The organism is Akkermansia sp. N21169 (genome assembly GCF_029854675.1).
In the GTDB taxonomy this organism is placed as follows: domain Bacteria; phylum Verrucomicrobiota; class Verrucomicrobiia; order Verrucomicrobiales; family Akkermansiaceae; genus Akkermansia.
In genome coordinates this window covers 41,839-61,040 of sequence record NZ_JARWNC010000034.1, presented here as the reverse complement: position 1 = coordinate 61,040, position 19,202 = coordinate 41,839, and the positions used below count along the sequence as shown (strand labels likewise).

Below are 19,202 nucleotides of genomic sequence, written 5' to 3'. Positions count from 1 at the left end.
TTGAGACCTGAAAAACAACCCTTTTATTTCCCGGATGCCGCCGGAGACCGGACGAATTTTCCATCCTTAATGACGGGTTTTTCACGGTTTTCAGAATTAGGTCTATTCCCGTGCCTCCAGTAGCGCAGGAGAAGAATCAGGATGGAGAGGCCACAGAGAACCACCGCCCAATCTCCCAGCAACGCATAGAGAGTCATGCCGGTGAATGTAATGGGCAGACGGGCATACATGTAGCCTTTCAGGAAGGGACTGCCATCAGCATCGCGAATGTCGGCTATCACGGCGCCATTGGGAGCCAGAGCAACGCTCACCCCCGTATTGGCGGCACGTACCATGGAACGCCGCAATTCGATACTGCGGAAGGCGGCATTCCTCCAATGCTGTTCGTTAGCCCAGGAATGGTTGAACCATCCGTCGTTGGTAACATTGACAATCACCTGGCTTTCCGGGCGGGCAAACAACCTCACAAGCCTGCCGACCGTATCTTCAAAGCAGATAGTCGGAATGGCCTGTACATGAACCAGGCTCCCCGGTACTATCGGCAGGGAAAGAGGATCGGTAGATTCCCCAGACGTAAAATTGCTACCCATGGGTGTCCCGGCTGAAAACTCGAATGCCTTTTCCAGAACTGGGAGTTCCTTCCTAAAAGGAATGTATTCTCCAAAGGGCACGAGATGAATTTTGCGATAGGTTTTCCGGGAATCAAAGTCACTTTCCAGAGCCATCAAGGTGTTATACATCTCGGCTTTTTCCAGATTCTTATCCCAATAGGCCTCATCGGCGCCGGTCAGCAGGATAAAATCCATCGGCACTTCCTTGCGGACCTGCCCCATCAGACTGTCGGAATTGAAAAACCATTCATTGTATTGGCCGGGAACAACCAAATCTCCCGTTTCCCTGGAAAAATTGGATGAAGTCGGCAGAGAACTCTCCGGCCAAATGATCCAGGTGGGCTGTTCAAGCTGGACAGTTTCGCAAATATCGGCTTTGCGAAGGGAATTCTCCTGAAGTTCCAAACAAGCGTCGCGCGTAGCTTCGGCCATTTCCAAATAAATAGCCTCCCGGTTCTTGGGATTCCATTTGTACTGCTGCGTCAAATTACGCTGAACGGCAAGAACGGGAAGCACTCGTTCATTCTTTTGTCCAGGAGCATACGCATTGGCAAGCATCATCCCCCACAGGAAAACGATGACAAGGAATAGAGTCATGGCAAAGAAATCCCACGGCACGGTACGCCGCCCTTCTCGCAGCACCATGATGCCCAGTCGACGACCAATACACCACAGCCAGATATTCACCATCGCCGGAATGAAGGATAAAGCTGTCACACCGACATATTCCGCCATCTGAGCAAAAGAAAGTCCGTTGTACAGCGCCACGCCCATGCCGTTCCAGCCGAATCCGGTGAACACCCATCCCCGAAGCCATTCCATACAGACCCAGAGAGCGGCACCCATCATAGCCGCCTTGACGGTCACTTTCATGTCAATCCCGCACCACTGCGCCCATTTTGCTTTGCGTTCCTTCCAGGACACGGCGACAGCAGGCGGTTCCTGCCGGAATGCCGGGCGCAGAATCGTCCCCATCAATGCCGTCCAAAGAGCCGGATATAATGAGAGGAATATTACTAGGAACACGTACCCAAGAGTACTTACTTCGTTGATCCACCAGAGGCTTCCTCCAAAAAAGACAAGGCCGAAGATCCATCCATACAAAGCGTAAACAATCAGTCCATTCCAAGCTTTCCTGGGGCGACCTGACCAAAGGGGAATTAGCAGAGGGATCAGGGAAACCCAGATGAGAACACCCTGGTCCAGCGGAGGGAATGAAGCAAACATCAAAGCTCCGGAAACGAGACTCAGAAGAAGACCTCCCCAGACGGGGAAAAATCCTGTTTTTTGATGATTCTGGTCGGAATCCTGGCTGGATGGAAATGATGATTTCATAGGCGGCAAACGCATGCAGACGTCCGGAAACGGATGTCCCGGCACAAACATTCTTTCATACTTGCCCCCCCTGCAACAAAAAAAGATTGCCAAAGTCGAACAAATACTGAATTTGTAAAAACGTTCACCACTTAACTCATCATCAATATGGCTGATATAAACGACAAAAACGAAGGCAATGTTCCCGGTAAGTTCTATGTAGATTCTTCCTGCATCGATTGCGACCTGTGCCGCGAAACCGCCCCCAATAACTTTGGCAGAAACGACGACGAAGGCTACTCCATCGTCATCAAGCAACCTACCGGCGCAGAAGAACAAAATGCCTGCGAGGAAGCCATGGAAGGCTGTCCCGTGGAAGCTATCGGCGACGACGGCGAATAAAAAACCGGCATTTCGATCTGTTTCATTCCGGAGCCCGGCAGGTTGCCTACAACCACCGGGCTTCTTTCGTCACCGCCCGCATGCCGGAAAATCCACAAGAGAAATCCCCCTCCGATCCGGACTCCTCCCCTGTAAGGAGGCGTTACCGCTCCACGGGACTTCGCAACCAGGACCAGGCAATGGCCGACTGGTTCGGCGTTACATCCGCCGAAGACATGCGGAAACCGCGCAGTATGGAACACATCCTGGCCGAAGTGCTTTCCAAACTCCCACTGGACGGTCCGTCTGTAGATCCCGAAACCCTCCGCGAAGGCTGGAAACGGGCAGCCGGCGACTTTATCGGCAGCCAGGCGGAACTCGTCTCCATCGCCAGGGGAATAGCCACGATTCATGTTCTCCAACCGGCCATGCGCTACCACATGATGCAATGGCAGGGAGCCCTTCTGGAAAAGCTCAGAGCTGAATTCGGACACAATACCGTCCAAACCGTTCGTTTCCGCATCGGATAAACGCAGCAAGACGTGGAAAATCCTTGCCTGATTGCAAGATTGCGGTTGAATTGGCTGAACTGCCACATTCCATTCCGCCCCATCTCTCTTCCACTTCCATGAAACCTCGACTGTCCGGATTAGCCGTCTGCCTTATTCTTCTGGCTTGTTCGGTCCCGGTGATTGTCCGGGCACAAGACGGAGCTCCCGTTTCATCGTCTTTCAGTGCAGTCGGCAGCGACCCAAGTGAACTGTACTACCATGCATGGAAAATGTGCGATGAAGGCGAACGTCTTGCAAAAAAACAGCAATACGTCGAGGCCATCCACAAAATCAAGGATGCCTCCACGATCATATCGGCTATTGCACGCGACCATCCTCAATGGAGGACTTCCATGGTAGCACGCCGTCAAAAACTCCTTCAGGACAATCTCAGCAGCTGGACGGCTCTTGCCAAAGAGCAAGCAGCCAAACAAGGAAAAGAAGCCGAGCAGCATGCTGCGGAACAAGGTGGAGCCCAAAGAGTAAGAGGCATCCCTTCATTCGAGGAACTGGAAGCCCAACGCCGGGCCCAAAGCGGTGCCCAACGCCGGCTGAATTCCGAAAGCAACAGACAACCTTACGTTCCCATTTCTCCTGCCTCAGCCGAAGTCGCAGGATCAAGCTATGAGAGGCTGGAACATGAGAACATGCGTCTCAAGCTTGAAAATGAAGCCCTTATTAATGCTCTCAAGGAAACGAAGCAGGAACTCCTGATCGCCACCAAGCAGAAAGTCCTAGCCGAAGCCGGAGAAAAGGCGCTGCAGGAACGCTACAACGAACTGGAAGCCCAACTCAAACAGGAACGCAATTTTAACAACGAACTCGTGCGTTCTCTGACCAAGCAACTGGACTCGACCAAAAAGGAACTCGAAGAATCCAAAACAGCTCGCCAAAAGGCGGAAGACCAGGTCGCCCATCTCACCCAGCAGCTTGAACAAAGCCAGGAAATGCTGGCGGAAGTCACTCAGGATCGAGATGCCCTGCGCAAGGAAAGGGACCAGCTCGCGGCCATTATTGAACTCAATAGCCCGGAAAAAACAAAGAATCTCCTTGATACCAACCTTTCCCTCGCCGCACGTCTCAAAGAAGCCGAAGCCAAAATCGCCCAGTTGGAAAACGAAAAACAACAAAGCGAAGATATGCGAGCCGTCAATCTCAAAGAACTGGAAGCGACGCGTGCCGAAGTGGCACAGCTGAAAGTACGCCTCGCAGCTATGTTTGACGAGAACATCGGCTATCGCAGACGCATCTCGGAGTTGAACACTAAACTTGTCAACACGGAAGCCGAACTGGAAAAACTGGCAGCCTCTCCCAAAGCAGACCCTCTCGACATCGAAGAAAACCGGATCCTGCGTTCCGCCGTCAACAAACAAATGCGCCTGCTTGCCACCCAGGTCAAGAGCCGGGAACTTCTCATCGAATCCTATACTCGTCTCAAACTCAAAGATCCCAAGATGGCGGAAGCTCTCACTATGCTCAATGACGAGAGCAAGTTGAAACTGACGCCCGAAGAAGAAGAGCTCCTCGCCACTATTGACAAACGCAACAAGGAACAGCGTCGGGAAGAAGAGGCGGAAGCTCTCAAACTCGCCTCAGACCAAGACAGATTGCGCCAGGAAACCGAACTGGCAATCAAGCGCCAGTACGAAATGGAAGCCATGGGACAAGCCGCGGAAAAAGCCTTTAACAAAGGCCGTTACGCAGCGGCCGAACAACTTTACAAAACACTGCTCGACAGCAAGCCTGATCACTTTGCCGGGCGTGTCAACCTGGGAGCCATCCTGCTGAAACGCCGTCTTGTCGATGAAGCGATCATCCACCTCAAACGCGCTGTGGAAATCGACAAGGATTCCGCTCCGGCCCAGTTCCTGCTAGGCATCGCCCGGTACAGTTCCGGCCGCTACAAGGAAGCGACGGAATCCTTTACGGAAACCGTTCGGATCGAACCGGACAACGCAACGGCCCTGCTCTATCTCGGTAATATCGAAAGTCTCTACAACAACACCGACAAAGCCGTCTCCTACTACGAACAGGCTGTCAAGGTCAACCCGGCCTTTGCGGATGCCTATTTCAACATGGCTGCGACACTTGCCAAAGGCGGCAAATTCAAAGAAGCGCGAGTTTCCTACGACAAAGCCATCAATGCAGGGGCCCTGCCCGATCCCGAACTGCAGAAAGCTCTGGCAGAAGGAACAGCTCTGCCGGTTATCCAACCAGTCATCGCCAATACTCCGGAACCGGAGGCAGACGGTTCTTCTCAACCGAGCGGAGATGGTCTCCAGGTAACCAACCCTGTTACCCACAATCAGCCCGTTGCAGCCATCCAGTCTCCTCAGCCTGCGGCACAGGCAGTCGCCCCGCAGGAACCGGATCCCTCCAAGAATCAAGACGATAAAAAAGAGGACGCCACGCCAGATGTCCCCCAACCGGAATCCAAGCAGGAAGCCAAACCCAAACCGGAATCCAAGCAAGAAGAACAAAAACAAGAAGCCAAACCTGCTTCCCGTGAATCTTCCGGTAAAAAAGAAGAACAACCGGTTAAACCCAAAACCACCTCATCGTCATCTCCGAAGAACTCCGGTAAATCGACTGAGTCCAAAAATTCCTCTTCAAGTTCAACATCCACCGGCAGCAAAACTTCAGGCCACTCCGGCACCTCCGGCAAAAAGTCCTCACCCTCGACAGAAAAAGCGGTTCCTCAACCCGCCCCCGCGACAAAGAATAACGACCCTTTTGTCAACAGAAAACGCCGTGGCAGATTCTTTTGATCTTCCCTATCCCGTTCCGAGTAAAAAAGCGTGAAACTCTAGCGTGAAACGGCTAGAATCATTACATGAGCGACATTGCAATTCTCGGACTCGGAATCATCGGCTCCGGCGTAGCCGGAAGGCTTGCTTCACTCGGTCTTGACGTCACCGTCTGGAACCGTACTCCCAAAAGTACCCACATCGGAGCCGTTTCGTCCCCAGCGGAAGCCGCCGGACAGACACGTATCATCAGCCTGTATCTCAAAGACCGTCAGGCATGCATGGAAGTTTTTGAAGCACTGGCTCCGGCATTGACGCACGACCATATCATCCTCAACCACTCCACCATTGACCTGGAAACAGTCCATATTCTTGCAGAACGTTGCAAACAAATAGGTTGCAGCTATCTAGACTGTCCTTTCACCGGCTCGCGCATACCGGCCACCAACGGTACTCTGGCCTATTACGTGTCCGGCGACAAAAAGGTATTGGAACAGGTACGTCCCCTGCTGGAAAAATCCTCCAAGGCCATCATCTATACGGGGAAAATGGGCAACGGCACAGTCCTCAAACTCGTCACCAATCTCCTTTCCGCCACCATGGTGCAGGGACTTTCAGAGGCTCTCGCCATTACGAAAGCACACGGCATGACGGCAGAAAACCTGCTGGAAGCCATGACCCAGAACGTCGTCGCATCCCCCCTCGCCTCCTTCAAGGTACCCTATATGGATGCAGCGGATTTCTCCACCCATTTCTCCCTGGACAACATGCGGAAGGACAGTACCTACGCCATCGAACTGGCACGGGAAAAAGGCATTGATCCGCCACAGATCGGCTTGGTTTCCTCCATCATGGCGCGCCTCTGTGAGGAAGGACATGCCGAGGAGGATTTCTGTGTCCTGGCCTCTCAATTCAACCAATAATCAGAGGTCCCCTTGCTCGCCCATGAGCAAATGACAGACGGTTCCAAGAGATCAACTCCGGAACCGTCTGTTGTATGATCTATAAGGATTCGGAACAAGGGGAAGGAAAAAGCCTCTGTCCTACTTCTCTTCCGTGTAAAAGAATTTGTAGTATTTCAGTCCGTATTCCTTGTCAAAACCCTTCTGCATGAAGTTTCCGCTGCCGTGGACGTAGATGCTGAAGTCCTTGTCCAGCTTGATAACCTTCTTGAGAAACTTTGTGGACTTCTTCACTCCTTCTTCGGAAATAGGGAATTGATTCCAATCGTCCAGACCATCATTGCGGCAGGAAAGGAACTCCGAAAATTCCCGGCGTGTTTCGTCATCGGCAAAAACGGTTTCTTCATATTCACGACGGTCGAATCGTTCCTTGTCGCGGAAATATTCCATCGTCTTGTCCATCACGGATAATTCTTCATCTTTGGAAACCTCCTTCTTTTTGGGCAGTTCCTTGGTGATGAATTCCTTAACGCTTTTCACCGTGTTTTCCGTATAGAACTTGCTGTCGCGCTGAAGCCTGGCATCCAGAAAGTCTTCGATCCAGAAAGCGGCCTTGCGTCCCTTGCCCGTTGTATCGAACACACTCAAGATGAACCCTTTGTCTCGTTCCGCGTTACAGATCAGGCATCCCTTGTCCATCTTGTTGACACTAAATCCTTCTCCGCGTTCGATATGGAAACCTCTGTCGTCCTCCACCAAATGGATGAAGGTCTCTTTCACCTCGGACTTGAAGAGCCCCAGGGAATCCACTTCCGTACCATCGACTCGGCACCCGGAAAAACGAACGACATAGAGGTCTCCGTCCTTCACCTGGGGATGCTTCGCGACGTCATGCAGAATCTCCGCTATAGAAACGGATGTTTGCATGAATTCGGCTTCGCCGTCGAAAAGAGCCCGGGCACATGAACATACGGATTCCGGCTCCTCCATGGCACCGGCATAAAAATTGTAAATTTCTCCCGGATTCAGGGATGAAAAGAAGAAACGCATCAGTAACTCCTTCATCTCCGAGGACAGAGTCACCTCTTCATTGGCAAATTTATTGCTTTGGTCACTGGCTTGGTTAACCACGCGGTGAATAACCAAAGATTCGATCCTGGCTTCAGATACATCTATCATCATGTTGGCGGGATTATGCCGAGATCATCTCCGGAGGCAAGGAGGAATCGTATCCGTCATGTCCGGCATGACAGGCGTTCTATCTCTGGAACAAGCACCCGGGCAATTTCCCGATATCCGTCCCGGGTAGGATGGAGTCCGTCGCGCGTCAGTCCCGGTTTCAAGTGACCCGATGCATCCGCCAGCACAGAACCGATGTCTGCATAATACAAGCGGGACATCGCGGAAGATTCTACGGCATAACGGATTAAATTGTTGGTTGCGATCAATTTTCCATGCATCTGTTCCCCTTGGTCATCCCGAGGATAGATTCCCTGTAGCAGAATGGAACAAGCGGGCAGACATTCCCTGACAGAAGCACACAAGGCCATGAGACCGGCAGAGATATCCTCCGGCGACGAAGCAGGCAGATTGTTCGTTCCCAGAAGGACGACGCAAAGGGAGTCCGGTGCGGCTCCGTCCAGTTCTCCGTGTTCCACTCGCCACAAGGCATTCTCCACCCTGTCATTGCCGAATCCGAGATTGACGGGCTTAAACCCCTCCAAGTACTCCGTCCACAAGGCAGGAGCCGTCGCCACATAATCCAAGGGAGAATCGTCATAGGGTTCCCCTCCCCAGAAATGAGTAATGGAATCCCCCAACATCAGGAGACGGGGAGAGAGCTTCCGCACGGCACGGCACACCGCCCCATGGCGTATAGCCCAGTCGTAGGCCATAAAGTCCCTGTTCTGCGTCCTCCTCACCAGGATTTCCGGAGTCGGCAATGACGGAGGCATCCCCGGACGGGTGAAGGCCTGGACCTCTGAAATTCCCTTGCGTCCCAGAAAGATTCTGGCCCGGATTTCCGTCCCCGGATCGCATGCGACGGGAGCCAGGTACTGCCCCTGCAAAAACAATAAACGGGGACCGTCCCAAGGGAAACAGTAGCGGATCACCGCCCCTTCGGGTACATTGCCGGCAAGCGAAAGCTCTAATTCTCCGGTTTCCGTCCAAAGCCCATGTATCGTTGCATGATGTTCTCTCATCGCCGGCATTCCTTCGTTCGTCCAACAGGATTCAGAGTTTAAGAGATATCCCTCATATGATCGCGCATCTGCTGGCGCGATACGGAATCAGGCTGAGTTCCCTCACGATCTCCATAATTGATACCCCGGCTGATACCGGCGCCGTGGGGTGCTCCGAGGCGCACATCCGCTTCGCTCGGCAGCAAGTGAACAGGGCGCTTGCTCCTAAACCAGAAATATCCCGTTGCAAAAAGGATCACCCCCACCAGTCCGATGAGCAGCAAATCCCGGTACGCCAGCATTTCCTCCTCCCATACCTTCACCAGAGCCCCAATGGAATTCTTTTTGACGCCCTCAGGTTCCGTAATTTCTACATTGACAGAAGGAATATTGGTTCCGGACAAGGAGATACCAGGTTTGGTCTGCGTCATGGCCTCCCGGCTTTCCTCCCGCGCATAATGGGCCATAGCCGCCATCGCTTCCAGCAATTGATCCATGGGATCGGTAAACACGGAAGCATTTTCCTTGATGTGGTGAAGGACAATGCGCCTGCGACGATCCCCCATCGCATCGTTCATTTCCTGATCGGCCGCAATCTGCATGGACTGGACATCGCCCAGATGTACGTGAAGCAACATGCTGCGTTCCCCCGGTTGAAACACCTGGCGAGCAAGCGTTGGAGCATTGACTTCCGGCGGCACTGACTGCCCCTTGGCAAAGATGCTTACATACACATGAATGCCAAACTGCTCCTGAAGCCTGGCCATCAGGAGCAGGACGTCATCGCGTTCAACCTCCGTCAACAGTTTTTGCGGATCAATTAATCCGATACCGGATGGACGGATATACTGCGGCAGGAACTGTTCGTCCACTCTCTCGAAATTTTCCGGGAAAGGATCCACGGGACTTGTCTCGGATGCCGATACGGCGGGAATGGGAGCATCTTTCTCATCATCCGAAGGAACACCCGGCAACAAGGAAGAGACAGAATCCCACCATTTGCCCAGAAGAACAGATTTTTGATCCTTCTCCGTCCATTCCGGCATCGAACTCCCTTCCGGCCGATCTTGAGGATCGGAAGGTTCCGGTTCCCCCGGAGCAACAACCGCCCCCATCAACAATACGGCGGCTAACATGCCGGGCAGCCACCGACCATAGGATCTTACAATTCCCATTTTCTCTTTCCCGCCTCCTTATCCGGAATTTTCCCCTCATTCCTAAAAGAGATTTTCGTTTCCTTCCCTTCGATGAAAGGCATTTCTTCTTTTTTGAAAACCACATTGTATTTGCCGGGATGGCGCAACACAGGCCCCGCTTGTGAGACCACATGACGAACTGCATCTTTCATCACTTTCCTGATGCCGGCCATCAACAGCCCGTCGCGCAGAAGAAGTCGCGACTTCACGATACTGGCATTAATCCGTTCGATATGAATATAGGGATCAAGCTGGTAACCCCAGATGAAACAGGCCGTGGCCGTCCTCACATCAATCACCAATACCAGAAGCCACTGGGGATCCACCCCGAGTTTTTCCCCACGTTCTCCAAACCCGGCCACTTGGATATCCATGTGATTAAACATCCAAAACGTATGACGCATCAAGCTGAACGGCTCCGTAATATTCGGAAAATAAACAGCCAGTGCCGCCGGAAGAATACGCCGTTCATATTTTTCAAGATCCCGCGCCAGCCGAATGCGGTCATGATGCCTCAGCGCCCCTGCATGATCGCAAATGCGACGAAAGGGCACCTTAGACTTCCCATACTGCTGGTTGACAGTGTCCAAAGAAAACCCGCAACGCGGACAAATAGAGTCCGCCCCACGGTGAAACGCTTGAAGACATTTAGGACACGTCGGCACGTGCTTTATGATAGACTTTCCAAGCCATTCTGGAAAGTATTTATTAAAACATATATTGCAGTTCCGTCACAAGTTATCCGTCCATTCCGGAATCAGATTTTCGGAATGGACAGCTACTCAAAAAGAAAAGGATCCGCACTCTGTCCACCAACGGTACCCATCTGTAAAAAAGATTGCAGACGTCAATCGGAAAACAGGATTTCAGCAGAGGTTTATTCCCCGTCTTTCTTCTCAATCATGTCGCGGGTGACAGGATAAACGGCCCCGCATCTCGGGCAGGTGACTTCAAAAGATTTCTCCCCGGCAAACAACTCGTCAAGTTTGTCTTCCATCGCCTTCAGCGTCGGCAGAATACGCCCTATATTACAGCCGCAATTGAATTTGAACTTCCGCGTTTCCAAAAGCTTGGTTTCTTCGACGGAATCAATTTCCTTCATCATGTCCACCGTCAGCGAGCCAAGCCACTCCTCATCGGCGTCCGGCTGGGCAGTCACCATGGTAAAGCACTCATCGGGCAGTTCCAGGCAGCGAGCCAGCCTCTGCTCGCTCTGCTGGTAGAATTCCTCCACCCACTCTGCGGGAGTATCTCCTTTGATATCGATGACCGATGAACGGATTTCCCTGCCGTCCTTGTACATCTGGGCATAAAACAGATTATTTTCCGGAATGCGGATATCATTGACGAAAGCCCGTCCGACCACGGATTCCGTCAGGGATGATCCCGTGACGAATAGATTGGCGGGACCGGGCGATTTGAGGTTCACCGTCCAGGCATGTTGTTCCGCCCATGGCCGGGCCACCAGATACAGAGTGAAATACGCCAGCAAATCCTTCAGCATGCTGTCGCACGGTTCCTCGTTCCTCAGGCCGTACTGCATCAGGTGCAGGTAATAATCCGTGTACATGGGGGAAAAATGCGCACGGAGCAGATGGCAGTTGCGATGCCTCACGAAGATGGATTCCACCTTTACGAATTCGTCAACAAATTCTTCGCTCATGGTGACAGTTTCCATCTGGGCGAGCCAAAGACAATACCTTCCCCCGTCATCGGCATTCCGCAATCCGAACTTTACCCGTCATCGCTCCCTATCTATGATCCCCGCATGGCTACAGACAAAAACATCACCATCAAAACCTCCAAGGGCGATATCAAACTGACCGTATTCGCCTCCCAGACTCCCGTCACGGCGGCATCCTTCCTGAACCTGGCCTCCCAAGGCTTCTATGACGGTATTACCTTCCACCGCGTCATCCCCGACTTCATGATTCAGGGCGGCGACCCGACCGGTACAGGCATGGGTGGCCCCGGCTACAAGTTTGAAGACGAATTCCGCAGCGACCTCCTCCACGACGGAGCCGGCATTCTTTCCATGGCTAATGCCGGAGCCGGCACCAACGGATCCCAGTTCTTTATTACCCATACCGCCACTCCCTGGCTGAACGGTAAACACACCGTGTTCGGCAAAGTGACGGAAGGACAGGATGTTGTCGATGCCATCGCCAAGGGCGACACGATCAACAGCATCGAAATCCATGACGACACCGCCGACCTGTTCGCCGAACAGGCCGACAGAATCGCCGTGTGGAACAAGGCTCTGGCGAAGTAATTCCCAACCAGGTACTTCTCAACAATCCTTGGAGGATGTTTCTCCGGATCGTACAATCCGGACGACAACATCCTCCTTTTTTCTGCCCCGTTCGACGGGATATCCCCATCAGGAGGCAACTACATCCGTAATCTTCCGGAAGCGGTACATGAATGTTACCAGACAGGCAAACAAAACGATACTCAGGAGACTCAATCCTGCAGCTCCCCACATATAAGGAACCACGACATGCAAGACTTTCTCATTCAATTGTTGTGAAGAAATCCCTTGTGCACCGATCCCTACAACAGAGGATACGATCGACATGAGTAAAAAGCATAACTGGGACAGGATCGTAATGGAGGCAAACCCTGCACCCATCCACCGGGCTATACGAAAATCATCCTCAATCCCCCGTCTCGACAGAAATATCCGAGCATATTTCCATAACGAACAGTACGATACAAAATTCCAATACCAGTTGAATAAAGGAATAAACTGAAACCACACGGCCACGCCTGCATCGGGCATATCCATGCACCTAGACGGATCTTCTTTCTTCAATACCTGAAGACGCTTCCAAACACGGTATTGGAGCATCCATGCAAAAATACAGCCAACAAACCCTACGAAGGAAACCAAAATCGACACCAAGGCTACCATCAATACGAATATGATATCGCTCTTCCCCTGTAATTGCTCAAGCGCCTGCCAGAATTGCATGACGGAACCAAGAATGCCGAAGGGAATACCCAGGAAAAAGAAAAGATAGTAAAGAGTCTTGTCCTTCATAACTACTATGCCCCGTACTCCAAAATTCTAACGATATCAAGATCTATCCGTTTGTAAATTCATCTTTTGAGACAAAAGCCACCCTTGAAATCCAGAGAAACATCCCCTATCCTCGCGCGCCCATGGTTCTGTCCGTCCAAAACCTGAAAGTCCAATTCGCCGCCCGGGTTCTCTTCAAGGAACTCTCGTTTACCGTCGAAGCCGGGGAAAGAATTGCCCTCGCCGGTCACAATGGCGCCGGCAAATCGACGTTGATGAAGTGCATCGCCGGAATTCAGGAACAAGACGAAGGAGAAATCATCCTGCCGAAGCATTTCCAAGTCGGCTATCTGCCGCAGGAAGGCATCCACATCTCCGGTATCTCCCTGATAGACGAAGCTCTTTCCGCATTCTCCGACCTCTGGGAACTGCAGAGGGAAATCGACGAAATGACGGAAGCCCTCCAAGAATTGGATCCGCGCTCCTCAACCTACTCCGACCTGCTCGACAAGATCGGCGCCCGCGAGCTCGTCCTCCACAACCACGACCTTGCACGCCTGAAACCCAAGACAGAATCCATCCTGCGCGGCCTCGGCTTCAAGGACTCCGATTTCACTCGCGATTGCGGAGAATTTTCAGGAGGCTGGCAAATGCGCATCGCTCTGGCAAAGCTTCTGCTGCGCGAGCCGGAAATCCTGATGCTGGACGAACCGACCAACCATCTGGATATCCAGTCCCAGCGATGGATGGAACAGTATCTTCACAATTACAGGGGGGCGATCATCATTATCTCCCACGATATCTCCCTGCTTGATGCCCTTGTCACACGCACGATCGCTTTCTACCATGGCCGCGCTGAAGAATATTCCGGCAATTTCTCTTTCTTCCTCAAGGAAAGCGCCGCCCGCAAGGAAATCCTCCTGCGCCAGAAAAAAAACCAGGAACGCGAAATCGCCAAAACCAAACAATTCATCGACCGCTTCCGTTCCAAATCATCCAAGGCAACACTCGTCCAATCGCGTATCAAGATGCTGGATAAGGTGGAACTCATCGAAATTGAAGACGATGACGCCATCATGAATTTCCGCTTCCCGGAACCTCCCCAAGGCGCACATTCCGTCGTCAAGCTGGAGAATGTCTCGAAAAACTACGGTCCTATTTCCATCCTCGACCACTACAACCTGGAAATTACCAAAGGAGACCGCATTGCCATCGTCGGTGTCAACGGTGCCGGCAAATCGACCTTCTCCCGCCTTATTTCCGGCACAGAGGAACCCTCCGACGGCAAAGTTGTGATGGGATACCACACGCACATCGCATTCTTCTCCCAGACACACGCCGATGACCTGGATCCCGACCAGACGGTTCTCGAAAGCGTTGAAGCCGCCGCCTCCAGAGAAACTGCCCCCATCGTCCGCAATCTTCTGGGATGCTTCCTGTTCCGAGGCGACGACGTGTTCAAAAAAGTAGGAATCCTCTCCGGGGGCGAACGTTCGCGAGTAGCTCTTGTGCGCATGTTGTTACATCCCGCCAACTTCCTGATCCTCGACGAACCGACCAATCACCTCGACTTTCAATCCCAGCAGGTCCTTCAACGGGCACTGCTGGAATACCCCGGTTCCTACTGCATCGTCTCCCACAACAGAAGCTTTCTGGATCCCATCGTGACAAAGGTCATCGAATTCCGTCCGGGATGCCCGCCCAGAACGTTTATCGGCAATGTCTCGGACTATATCGCCAAAACCGAAGAAGAAAACACCATCAAAGCTCGCCTGACAATCCTGCCCGACTCCGCCTCTTCCGCAACTCGTGGTACTATCGTTCCACCGGTTGCCGATCGCAAGGTTCAAAAGCGGATAGAGGCTGAACTGCGCCAGTTGAAAGCGCGCTACCTGCGCCCCCTTCAGCAAAAACTCGAAGAGTTGGAAGAGGCCATCGCCCGGCACGAACAGAGTAAGGAAGAAATTGCCGCCGCATTGTCCGAGCCGGACATAGCTTCCGATTCCGACAAGATTCTGGAACTGACACGCCAATTTCAGGATGCCGACCGCGCCCTGGAAAACGCCTACACCCAATGGGCAGATGTTTCCGAACAAATAGAACACAAGGAACGGGAATTAGAAAACTCCGTTCAATCCTGACGCCCCGTCCCCTCCGCTAGATCAAAACCAGAGCCATTACCAGCATGCCGAGGATGATGCCGTAGATGGACAAGTGGTGGTGCCCCCACTTCTCCGCCATTGGCAGGAGTTCATCGAACGAAATGTACACCATAATCCCCGACACGCTCGCAAAAAGCACTGCCAGAAGAGTCGGCGACAGGAAGGGGAAAATCACCAGCATCGCCAGGATAGCCCCCACCGGTTCGGCAAGCCCCGACAGAAAGGAATAAACCACGGCTTTCTTCCGGCTACCGGTACCATAATACAAGGGAACCGCTACAATCATGCCCTCCGGAATATTATGGACGGCCACAGCCAGAGCAATGGAAGCTCCCATGGAAATCGAATTCATCCCTGCAGCAAACGTCGCAATGCCTTCCGGAAAATTGTGGATGCCGATGGCCAGCGCAAACAGGAATCCCGAACGCTTGATGCTCCCCGGAGGCGGCACGGAGGACGGCAGAGAGTTCAACTGTGACACATCCGGAAACTCGTGAGGGTTCTCGTCCGCCGGAACGCATTTGTCAATCAAGGCGGCAATGCCGATCCCTCCGAAAAATGAAATCAATGCCCAGACGGCCCCCATGCGGTCACCATAGATCCCCATCAAATCCTGCCGAGCTATGCCCAATAGTTCTACGAGCGATATGTACACCATCACACCTCCGGAAAATCCCAGGGAAAAGGTCAGCAACTTTGTGTCCGTCCGTTTCATGAAAAAAATAACGAATCCGCCGATCCCGGTTGCCAGACCGGCCAAAGTCGTCATCAGAAGAACATGAAGAATATAGGAAGAGTTGTAATCCATTTGATAATGATTCTTAAACATACACACAAACCCATGTCGATGCAAAAGTACGGCACGCCTAACAAGATACCGGACTTCCGAGAAATTAATGTGCCCTACGGACAGGAATTCCATTGACTTGCAGGCCGGATCAGGTGTTCTTGATGGACGAAATGACGATCACGATCCCCACTCCTGACCGGGAAGCCGCAGAACGCACCCGGGAACGCCTCAACCAATTGGCCAAAGTACCGGGAAGTCTCGGAAAACTGGAAACCCTGGCTATCCGCTTGGCCGCCATGACCGGAAATTCCGCCCCGGTTTTTCCCCGCAAGGAAGTAATCGTCTTCGCAGGAGACCACGACATCGCCCTGCAAGGAGTCAGTGCCACCGGGCAGGAAATCACCACAGGGCAAGTGCGCAACTTCGTCCGGGGCGGAGGAACCATCAATGCCTTTTCACGCAACGCGGGAGCCACCGTTACCGTTGTCGATGTCGCCGTCAAGGATGACATCAACAACTTGCCGGGACTCGTCAACCGCAAGATCATGAACTCTGTCCATGATTTCAGCAAAGGTCCGGCCATGACGCGGGTACAGGCGGAACAGTCCGTCCAGACAGGTATCGACATGGCTCGCGACGCGTCCTCCCGGGGTATCACCCTGTTGGCTGCCGGGGAAATGGGAATCGGCAATACGTCCCCGTCCTCTGCCATCGCCGCCGTCCTGATGGGCATTCCCGTCTCCTCCGTGACGGGAATCGGTTCCGGAATCAATACTGAAACCGTCCGTAAAAAAATCTCCCTGATCGAACAGGGTATCCGGTTAAACCAGCCCGATCCCGGCGACACCCTGGATGTGCTTGCCAAAGTCGGCGGAGCGGAAATAGGTGCCATGGCCGGTCTGATGCTGGGAGGAGCCTCGCTTCGCATACCTGTCGTCGTAGACGGTTTCATCGCTGGAGCCGCCGCCGCCATTGCACGAGGTATCAACCCGGAAGTGTCACACTACCTGGTCGGCTCCCATGTTTCCGTCGAGCCCGGTCATCAAATGCTGATGGATTACATCGGGGTGGAACCCTTTTTCGATTTCGGCTTGCGCCTGGGCGAAGGTACGGGAGCCGCCCTTCTCTTCCCCATCATCGATGCCTCCGTCAGGATTCTGACAGAGATGATCCTTTTCCGCGACATGGACTTCTAACCCGCTATTTCTCCTTGACTGCCATGCAAACCATCCGCGCTGCCTTCGGATTTTTCACCCGCATTCCCGTCGGATCACGGCCTCTGCCGGATAATTTCCGGGGCGTCCTTGCCTGGATTCCCCTCGTTGGGCTCGTCGTCGGTTGTCTGGCAGGCGGAATTGTCTGGGCAGCATCGCTAATCCTGCCTTCCCTCCTCTGCGGAGTCATCGGCTGTCTTGCGTGGGAAGCCATCACCGGAGGTCTGCACCTTGATGGAGTAGCCGACTGCGGTGACGGACTCATCGTCGAAGCTCCTCCGGAACGACGACTTGAAATTATGAAGGATTCCCGTCTCGGCACCTTCGGAGGAGCCGTCCTCTTCCTGACACTGATGATGAAAATCGCCGCCATTGCCTCCCTCGTGCAAACCGGCAACCCTTTCATCCTCCTGCCGGCATTCGCCATGGCCGGCCTGCTTTCCCGCAGCTGCATGTTCCTCTCTCTGCGCTACAGTACCGCACGACCGGGAGGCTTGGGAGAAGCCATCCGCCAAGGAGTCACTCCTTCTCACGCTCTCCCCGCCATCTTCCTCGTCACAGTGGGATGCGCCCTCTCCGGCCTTCACGGCCTTGTGGCTCTCGTCGCTGCCATTCTGGTGGCAGAATGCCTATTATCCATTGCTTCCAAGCGTCTTGGCGGTGTTACAGGCGATGTTTTCGGTTGCATGATTGAAACAATCGAATGGATCGTCCTGCTTACCTTCTGCCTCCGGTTCTGACTCCCATGACATCCCCGCCAGTTTCCTTCACACTGCCCGGTTTAACGCTCGGTTGTACTTCCTTTCTGGTGTACGAGCCGTACATTTCCGCATTCCGATATTCCGCATCAGTCTGCCGGGACGTCTCTCTCCTCCTCAATGAACCCGGACAAGACAACGAGTTCCTCATCACCGAGGAAGAAGTCCGTGAAATCGGCATCATCGCAGCCGGCGAAGGCACCGGTATCAATATTCACCTCCCATCCGACGGAAACTTCGACACCCGGGAAAACGCCCGGCTCTTCACCCGGCGCATTTGCCAGGCCATTAAACGCGCTCTCCCCCTGAATCCTCATTCCTGGGTACTCCACATTCCCGTCATGGCCTGTTCCGGCAACGGGCAAATGCCCACCGACGACTGCAACGTATGGACGCGGGAATGCCTGGAGGAAATTGCCGCCCACCTCCCCTCCCCGGATATGCTTTGCTTGGAAAACCTGGAAACATTCCGTACCGATATTTTGAATCCTTTGCTGGATGACACACCCTATTCACGCTGCATGGATATAGGACATGTCTGGAAAGACGGACTCGACCCCGTACCGCTTCTCCGGGAATGGTACCCCCGCATCCGTATGTTCCACCTTCACGGCATCGTCGGCCGCGACCATAAATCACTCAAACTCATGTCGGGCGAATCCATAGACTCCGTCATGCATCCATTGTGGAAACTCGGTTTCCCCGGCGCCATCACCCTCGAAGTTTTCACCACGGATGATATTGCCACCTCGCACGCCATACTCCTGCAATCCTATGAACGCTACCTCGCCAACAACGCTTCCCAACCTGACCTTCGTCCTCGGGGGTACCAAAAGCGGTAAAAGCGCTTTTGCGGAACAACTCGTTTCACGCCACGGAGGAAATATCCTCTACATAGCCACGGCCGATGCCAGCCTGAACGACGCATCCATGGAACGACGCATCCGCCTTCACCGAAAACGGCGTCCGTCCTCATGGAGTACTCTGGAAACGCCTCTTCATCCGGCGCAAGATGCGGAAAACCTCCTGCGATTCCAACCGGCAGACTCCGTCCTTCTGGACTGCGTCACTCTTTGGGTCACCAACATGCTTTTCTCCCGGGGTGAACAGGAAATCACTCCCGGCGAATTCGAATCTCTCATCCGTCAGGAAATTCACGACCTCCTGCGTCTCATCTCCCATAGTACGGCACAATGGACAATCGTCTCGGGAGAAACCGGCTTAGGAGGCACTCACGCTACCCCGCTGGAACGCCAGTTCTGCGATGGCCTCGGCTTGGCCAACCAACTCATCTCCCAAGCTGCCGGAAAAGCCTACCTCGTCGTCGCCTCCCGCCCAATCCCACTTCCTCCGCCATTTTAAAGCAACGAG

At 53.2% G+C, this 19,202-nt stretch carries 18 protein-coding genes; 10 read left to right on the top strand and 8 right to left on the bottom strand.

The features are described 5' to 3' along the window. Positions 1-23: 23 nt before the first annotated feature. Positions 24-1,946: an apolipoprotein N-acyltransferase gene (gene lnt / locus QET40_RS04740; RefSeq protein ID WP_280126019.1), complete on the bottom strand. Its 1,923-nt coding sequence runs from the start codon at positions 1,944-1,946 to the stop codon at positions 24-26. A gap of 147 nt (positions 1,947-2,093) precedes the next feature. Here lnt and QET40_RS04735 point away from each other — a divergent pair, with 147 nt between their 5' ends. From QET40_RS04735 to QET40_RS04720, 4 genes are all read left to right on the top strand, one after another. Further along, complete coding sequence (locus tag QET40_RS04735) at positions 2,094-2,327, top strand: ferredoxin (RefSeq protein WP_280126018.1); 234 nt, start codon at positions 2,094-2,096, stop codon at positions 2,325-2,327. Positions 2,328-2,407: 80 nt separating this feature from the next. Beyond that, positions 2,408-2,836: a DciA family protein gene (locus QET40_RS04730; protein WP_280126017.1), complete on the top strand. Its 429-nt coding sequence runs from the start codon at positions 2,408-2,410 to the stop codon at positions 2,834-2,836. 98 nt (positions 2,837-2,934) lie between these two features. Beyond that, positions 2,935-5,625: a tetratricopeptide repeat protein gene (locus QET40_RS04725; RefSeq protein WP_280126016.1), complete on the top strand. Its 2,691-nt coding sequence runs from the start codon at positions 2,935-2,937 to the stop codon at positions 5,623-5,625. Between the two features lie 65 nt (positions 5,626-5,690). After that, positions 5,691-6,527 (top strand): NAD(P)-dependent oxidoreductase, encoded by an 837-nt coding sequence (locus tag QET40_RS04720; RefSeq protein ID WP_280126015.1) that lies wholly within the window; start codon positions 5,691-5,693, stop codon positions 6,525-6,527. 120 nt (positions 6,528-6,647) lie between these two features. On the opposite strand, the gene QET40_RS04715 is transcribed toward QET40_RS04720, so the two are convergent. The 5 genes from QET40_RS04715 to QET40_RS04695 all read right to left on the bottom strand — a co-directional run bounded on the left by QET40_RS04715 (position 6,648) and on the right by QET40_RS04695 (position 11,548). Next, complete coding sequence (locus QET40_RS04715; protein ID WP_280126014.1) at positions 6,648-7,688, bottom strand: nucleoid-associated protein; 1,041 nt, start codon at positions 7,686-7,688, stop codon at positions 6,648-6,650. Positions 7,689-7,741: 53 nt separating this feature from the next. Continuing rightward, positions 7,742-8,710 carry a GDSL-type esterase/lipase family protein gene (locus tag QET40_RS04710; protein WP_280126013.1) on the bottom strand — a complete coding sequence of 323 codons (969 nt, stop codon included), beginning with the start codon at positions 8,708-8,710 and terminating at the stop codon, positions 7,742-7,744. 38 nt (positions 8,711-8,748) lie between these two features. Beyond that, positions 8,749-9,825, bottom strand: a complete 1,077-nt coding sequence (locus tag QET40_RS04705; protein ID WP_280126012.1) for a hypothetical protein — start codon at positions 9,823-9,825, stop codon at positions 8,749-8,751. Positions 9,826-9,851: 26 nt separating this feature from the next. Then, positions 9,852-10,259, bottom strand: a complete 408-nt coding sequence (locus tag QET40_RS04700) for a hypothetical protein (RefSeq protein WP_280126011.1) — start codon at positions 10,257-10,259, stop codon at positions 9,852-9,854. Positions 10,260-10,762: 503 nt separating this feature from the next. After that, positions 10,763-11,548 (bottom strand): Hsp33 family molecular chaperone HslO, encoded by a 786-nt coding sequence (locus tag QET40_RS04695; protein WP_280126010.1) that lies wholly within the window; start codon positions 11,546-11,548, stop codon positions 10,763-10,765. A gap of 105 nt (positions 11,549-11,653) precedes the next feature. Here QET40_RS04695 and QET40_RS04690 point away from each other — a divergent pair, with 105 nt between their 5' ends. Beyond that, on the top strand, positions 11,654-12,157 hold the full coding sequence (locus QET40_RS04690) for a peptidylprolyl isomerase (protein ID WP_280126009.1): 504 nt from the start codon (positions 11,654-11,656) through the stop codon (positions 12,155-12,157). A 108-nt stretch (positions 12,158-12,265) separates the two neighbouring features. Here QET40_RS04690 and QET40_RS04685 read toward each other — a convergent pair whose 3' ends face one another. Then, on the bottom strand, positions 12,266-12,859 hold the full coding sequence (locus tag QET40_RS04685; RefSeq protein ID WP_280126008.1) for a hypothetical protein: 594 nt from the start codon (positions 12,857-12,859) through the stop codon (positions 12,266-12,268). A 191-nt stretch (positions 12,860-13,050) separates the two neighbouring features. Here QET40_RS04685 and QET40_RS04680 point away from each other — a divergent pair, with 191 nt between their 5' ends. Further along, the gene (locus QET40_RS04680) at positions 13,051-15,048 is read left to right on the top strand and encodes an ABC-F family ATP-binding cassette domain-containing protein (protein WP_280126007.1); all 1,998 of its coding nucleotides are present in this window, start codon (positions 13,051-13,053) and stop codon (positions 15,046-15,048) included. Positions 15,049-15,064: 16 nt separating this feature from the next. Here QET40_RS04680 and zupT read toward each other — a convergent pair whose 3' ends face one another. Then, complete coding sequence (zupT, locus tag QET40_RS04675; protein WP_280126006.1) at positions 15,065-15,898, bottom strand: zinc transporter ZupT; 834 nt, start codon at positions 15,896-15,898, stop codon at positions 15,065-15,067. 122 nt (positions 15,899-16,020) lie between these two features. On the opposite strand from zupT, the gene cobT reads away from it, so the two are divergent. The 4 genes from cobT to QET40_RS04655 are packed head-to-tail and all read left to right on the top strand — an operon-like array spanning position 16,021 to position 19,193. Continuing rightward, a complete protein-coding gene (gene cobT / locus QET40_RS04670; protein ID WP_280126005.1) occupies positions 16,021-17,055 on the top strand; it encodes a nicotinate-nucleotide--dimethylbenzimidazole phosphoribosyltransferase in 1,035 nt (344 codons plus the stop codon). Positions 17,056-17,078: 23 nt separating this feature from the next. Further along, a complete protein-coding gene (gene cobS / locus QET40_RS04665; protein WP_280126004.1) occupies positions 17,079-17,813 on the top strand; it encodes an adenosylcobinamide-GDP ribazoletransferase in 735 nt (244 codons plus the stop codon). Then, entirely contained in the window at positions 17,777-18,673 is an 897-nt protein-coding gene (gene cbiR / locus QET40_RS04660) for a cobamide remodeling phosphodiesterase CbiR (protein ID WP_280126003.1), read from the top strand. Before cobS ends, cbiR begins: the two co-directional genes overlap by 37 nt. Then, entirely contained in the window at positions 18,606-19,193 is a 588-nt protein-coding gene (locus QET40_RS04655) for a bifunctional adenosylcobinamide kinase/adenosylcobinamide-phosphate guanylyltransferase (RefSeq protein WP_280126002.1), read from the top strand. The genes cbiR and QET40_RS04655 overlap by 68 nt, the downstream gene beginning before the upstream one ends. Positions 19,194-19,202 lie beyond the last annotated feature (9 nt).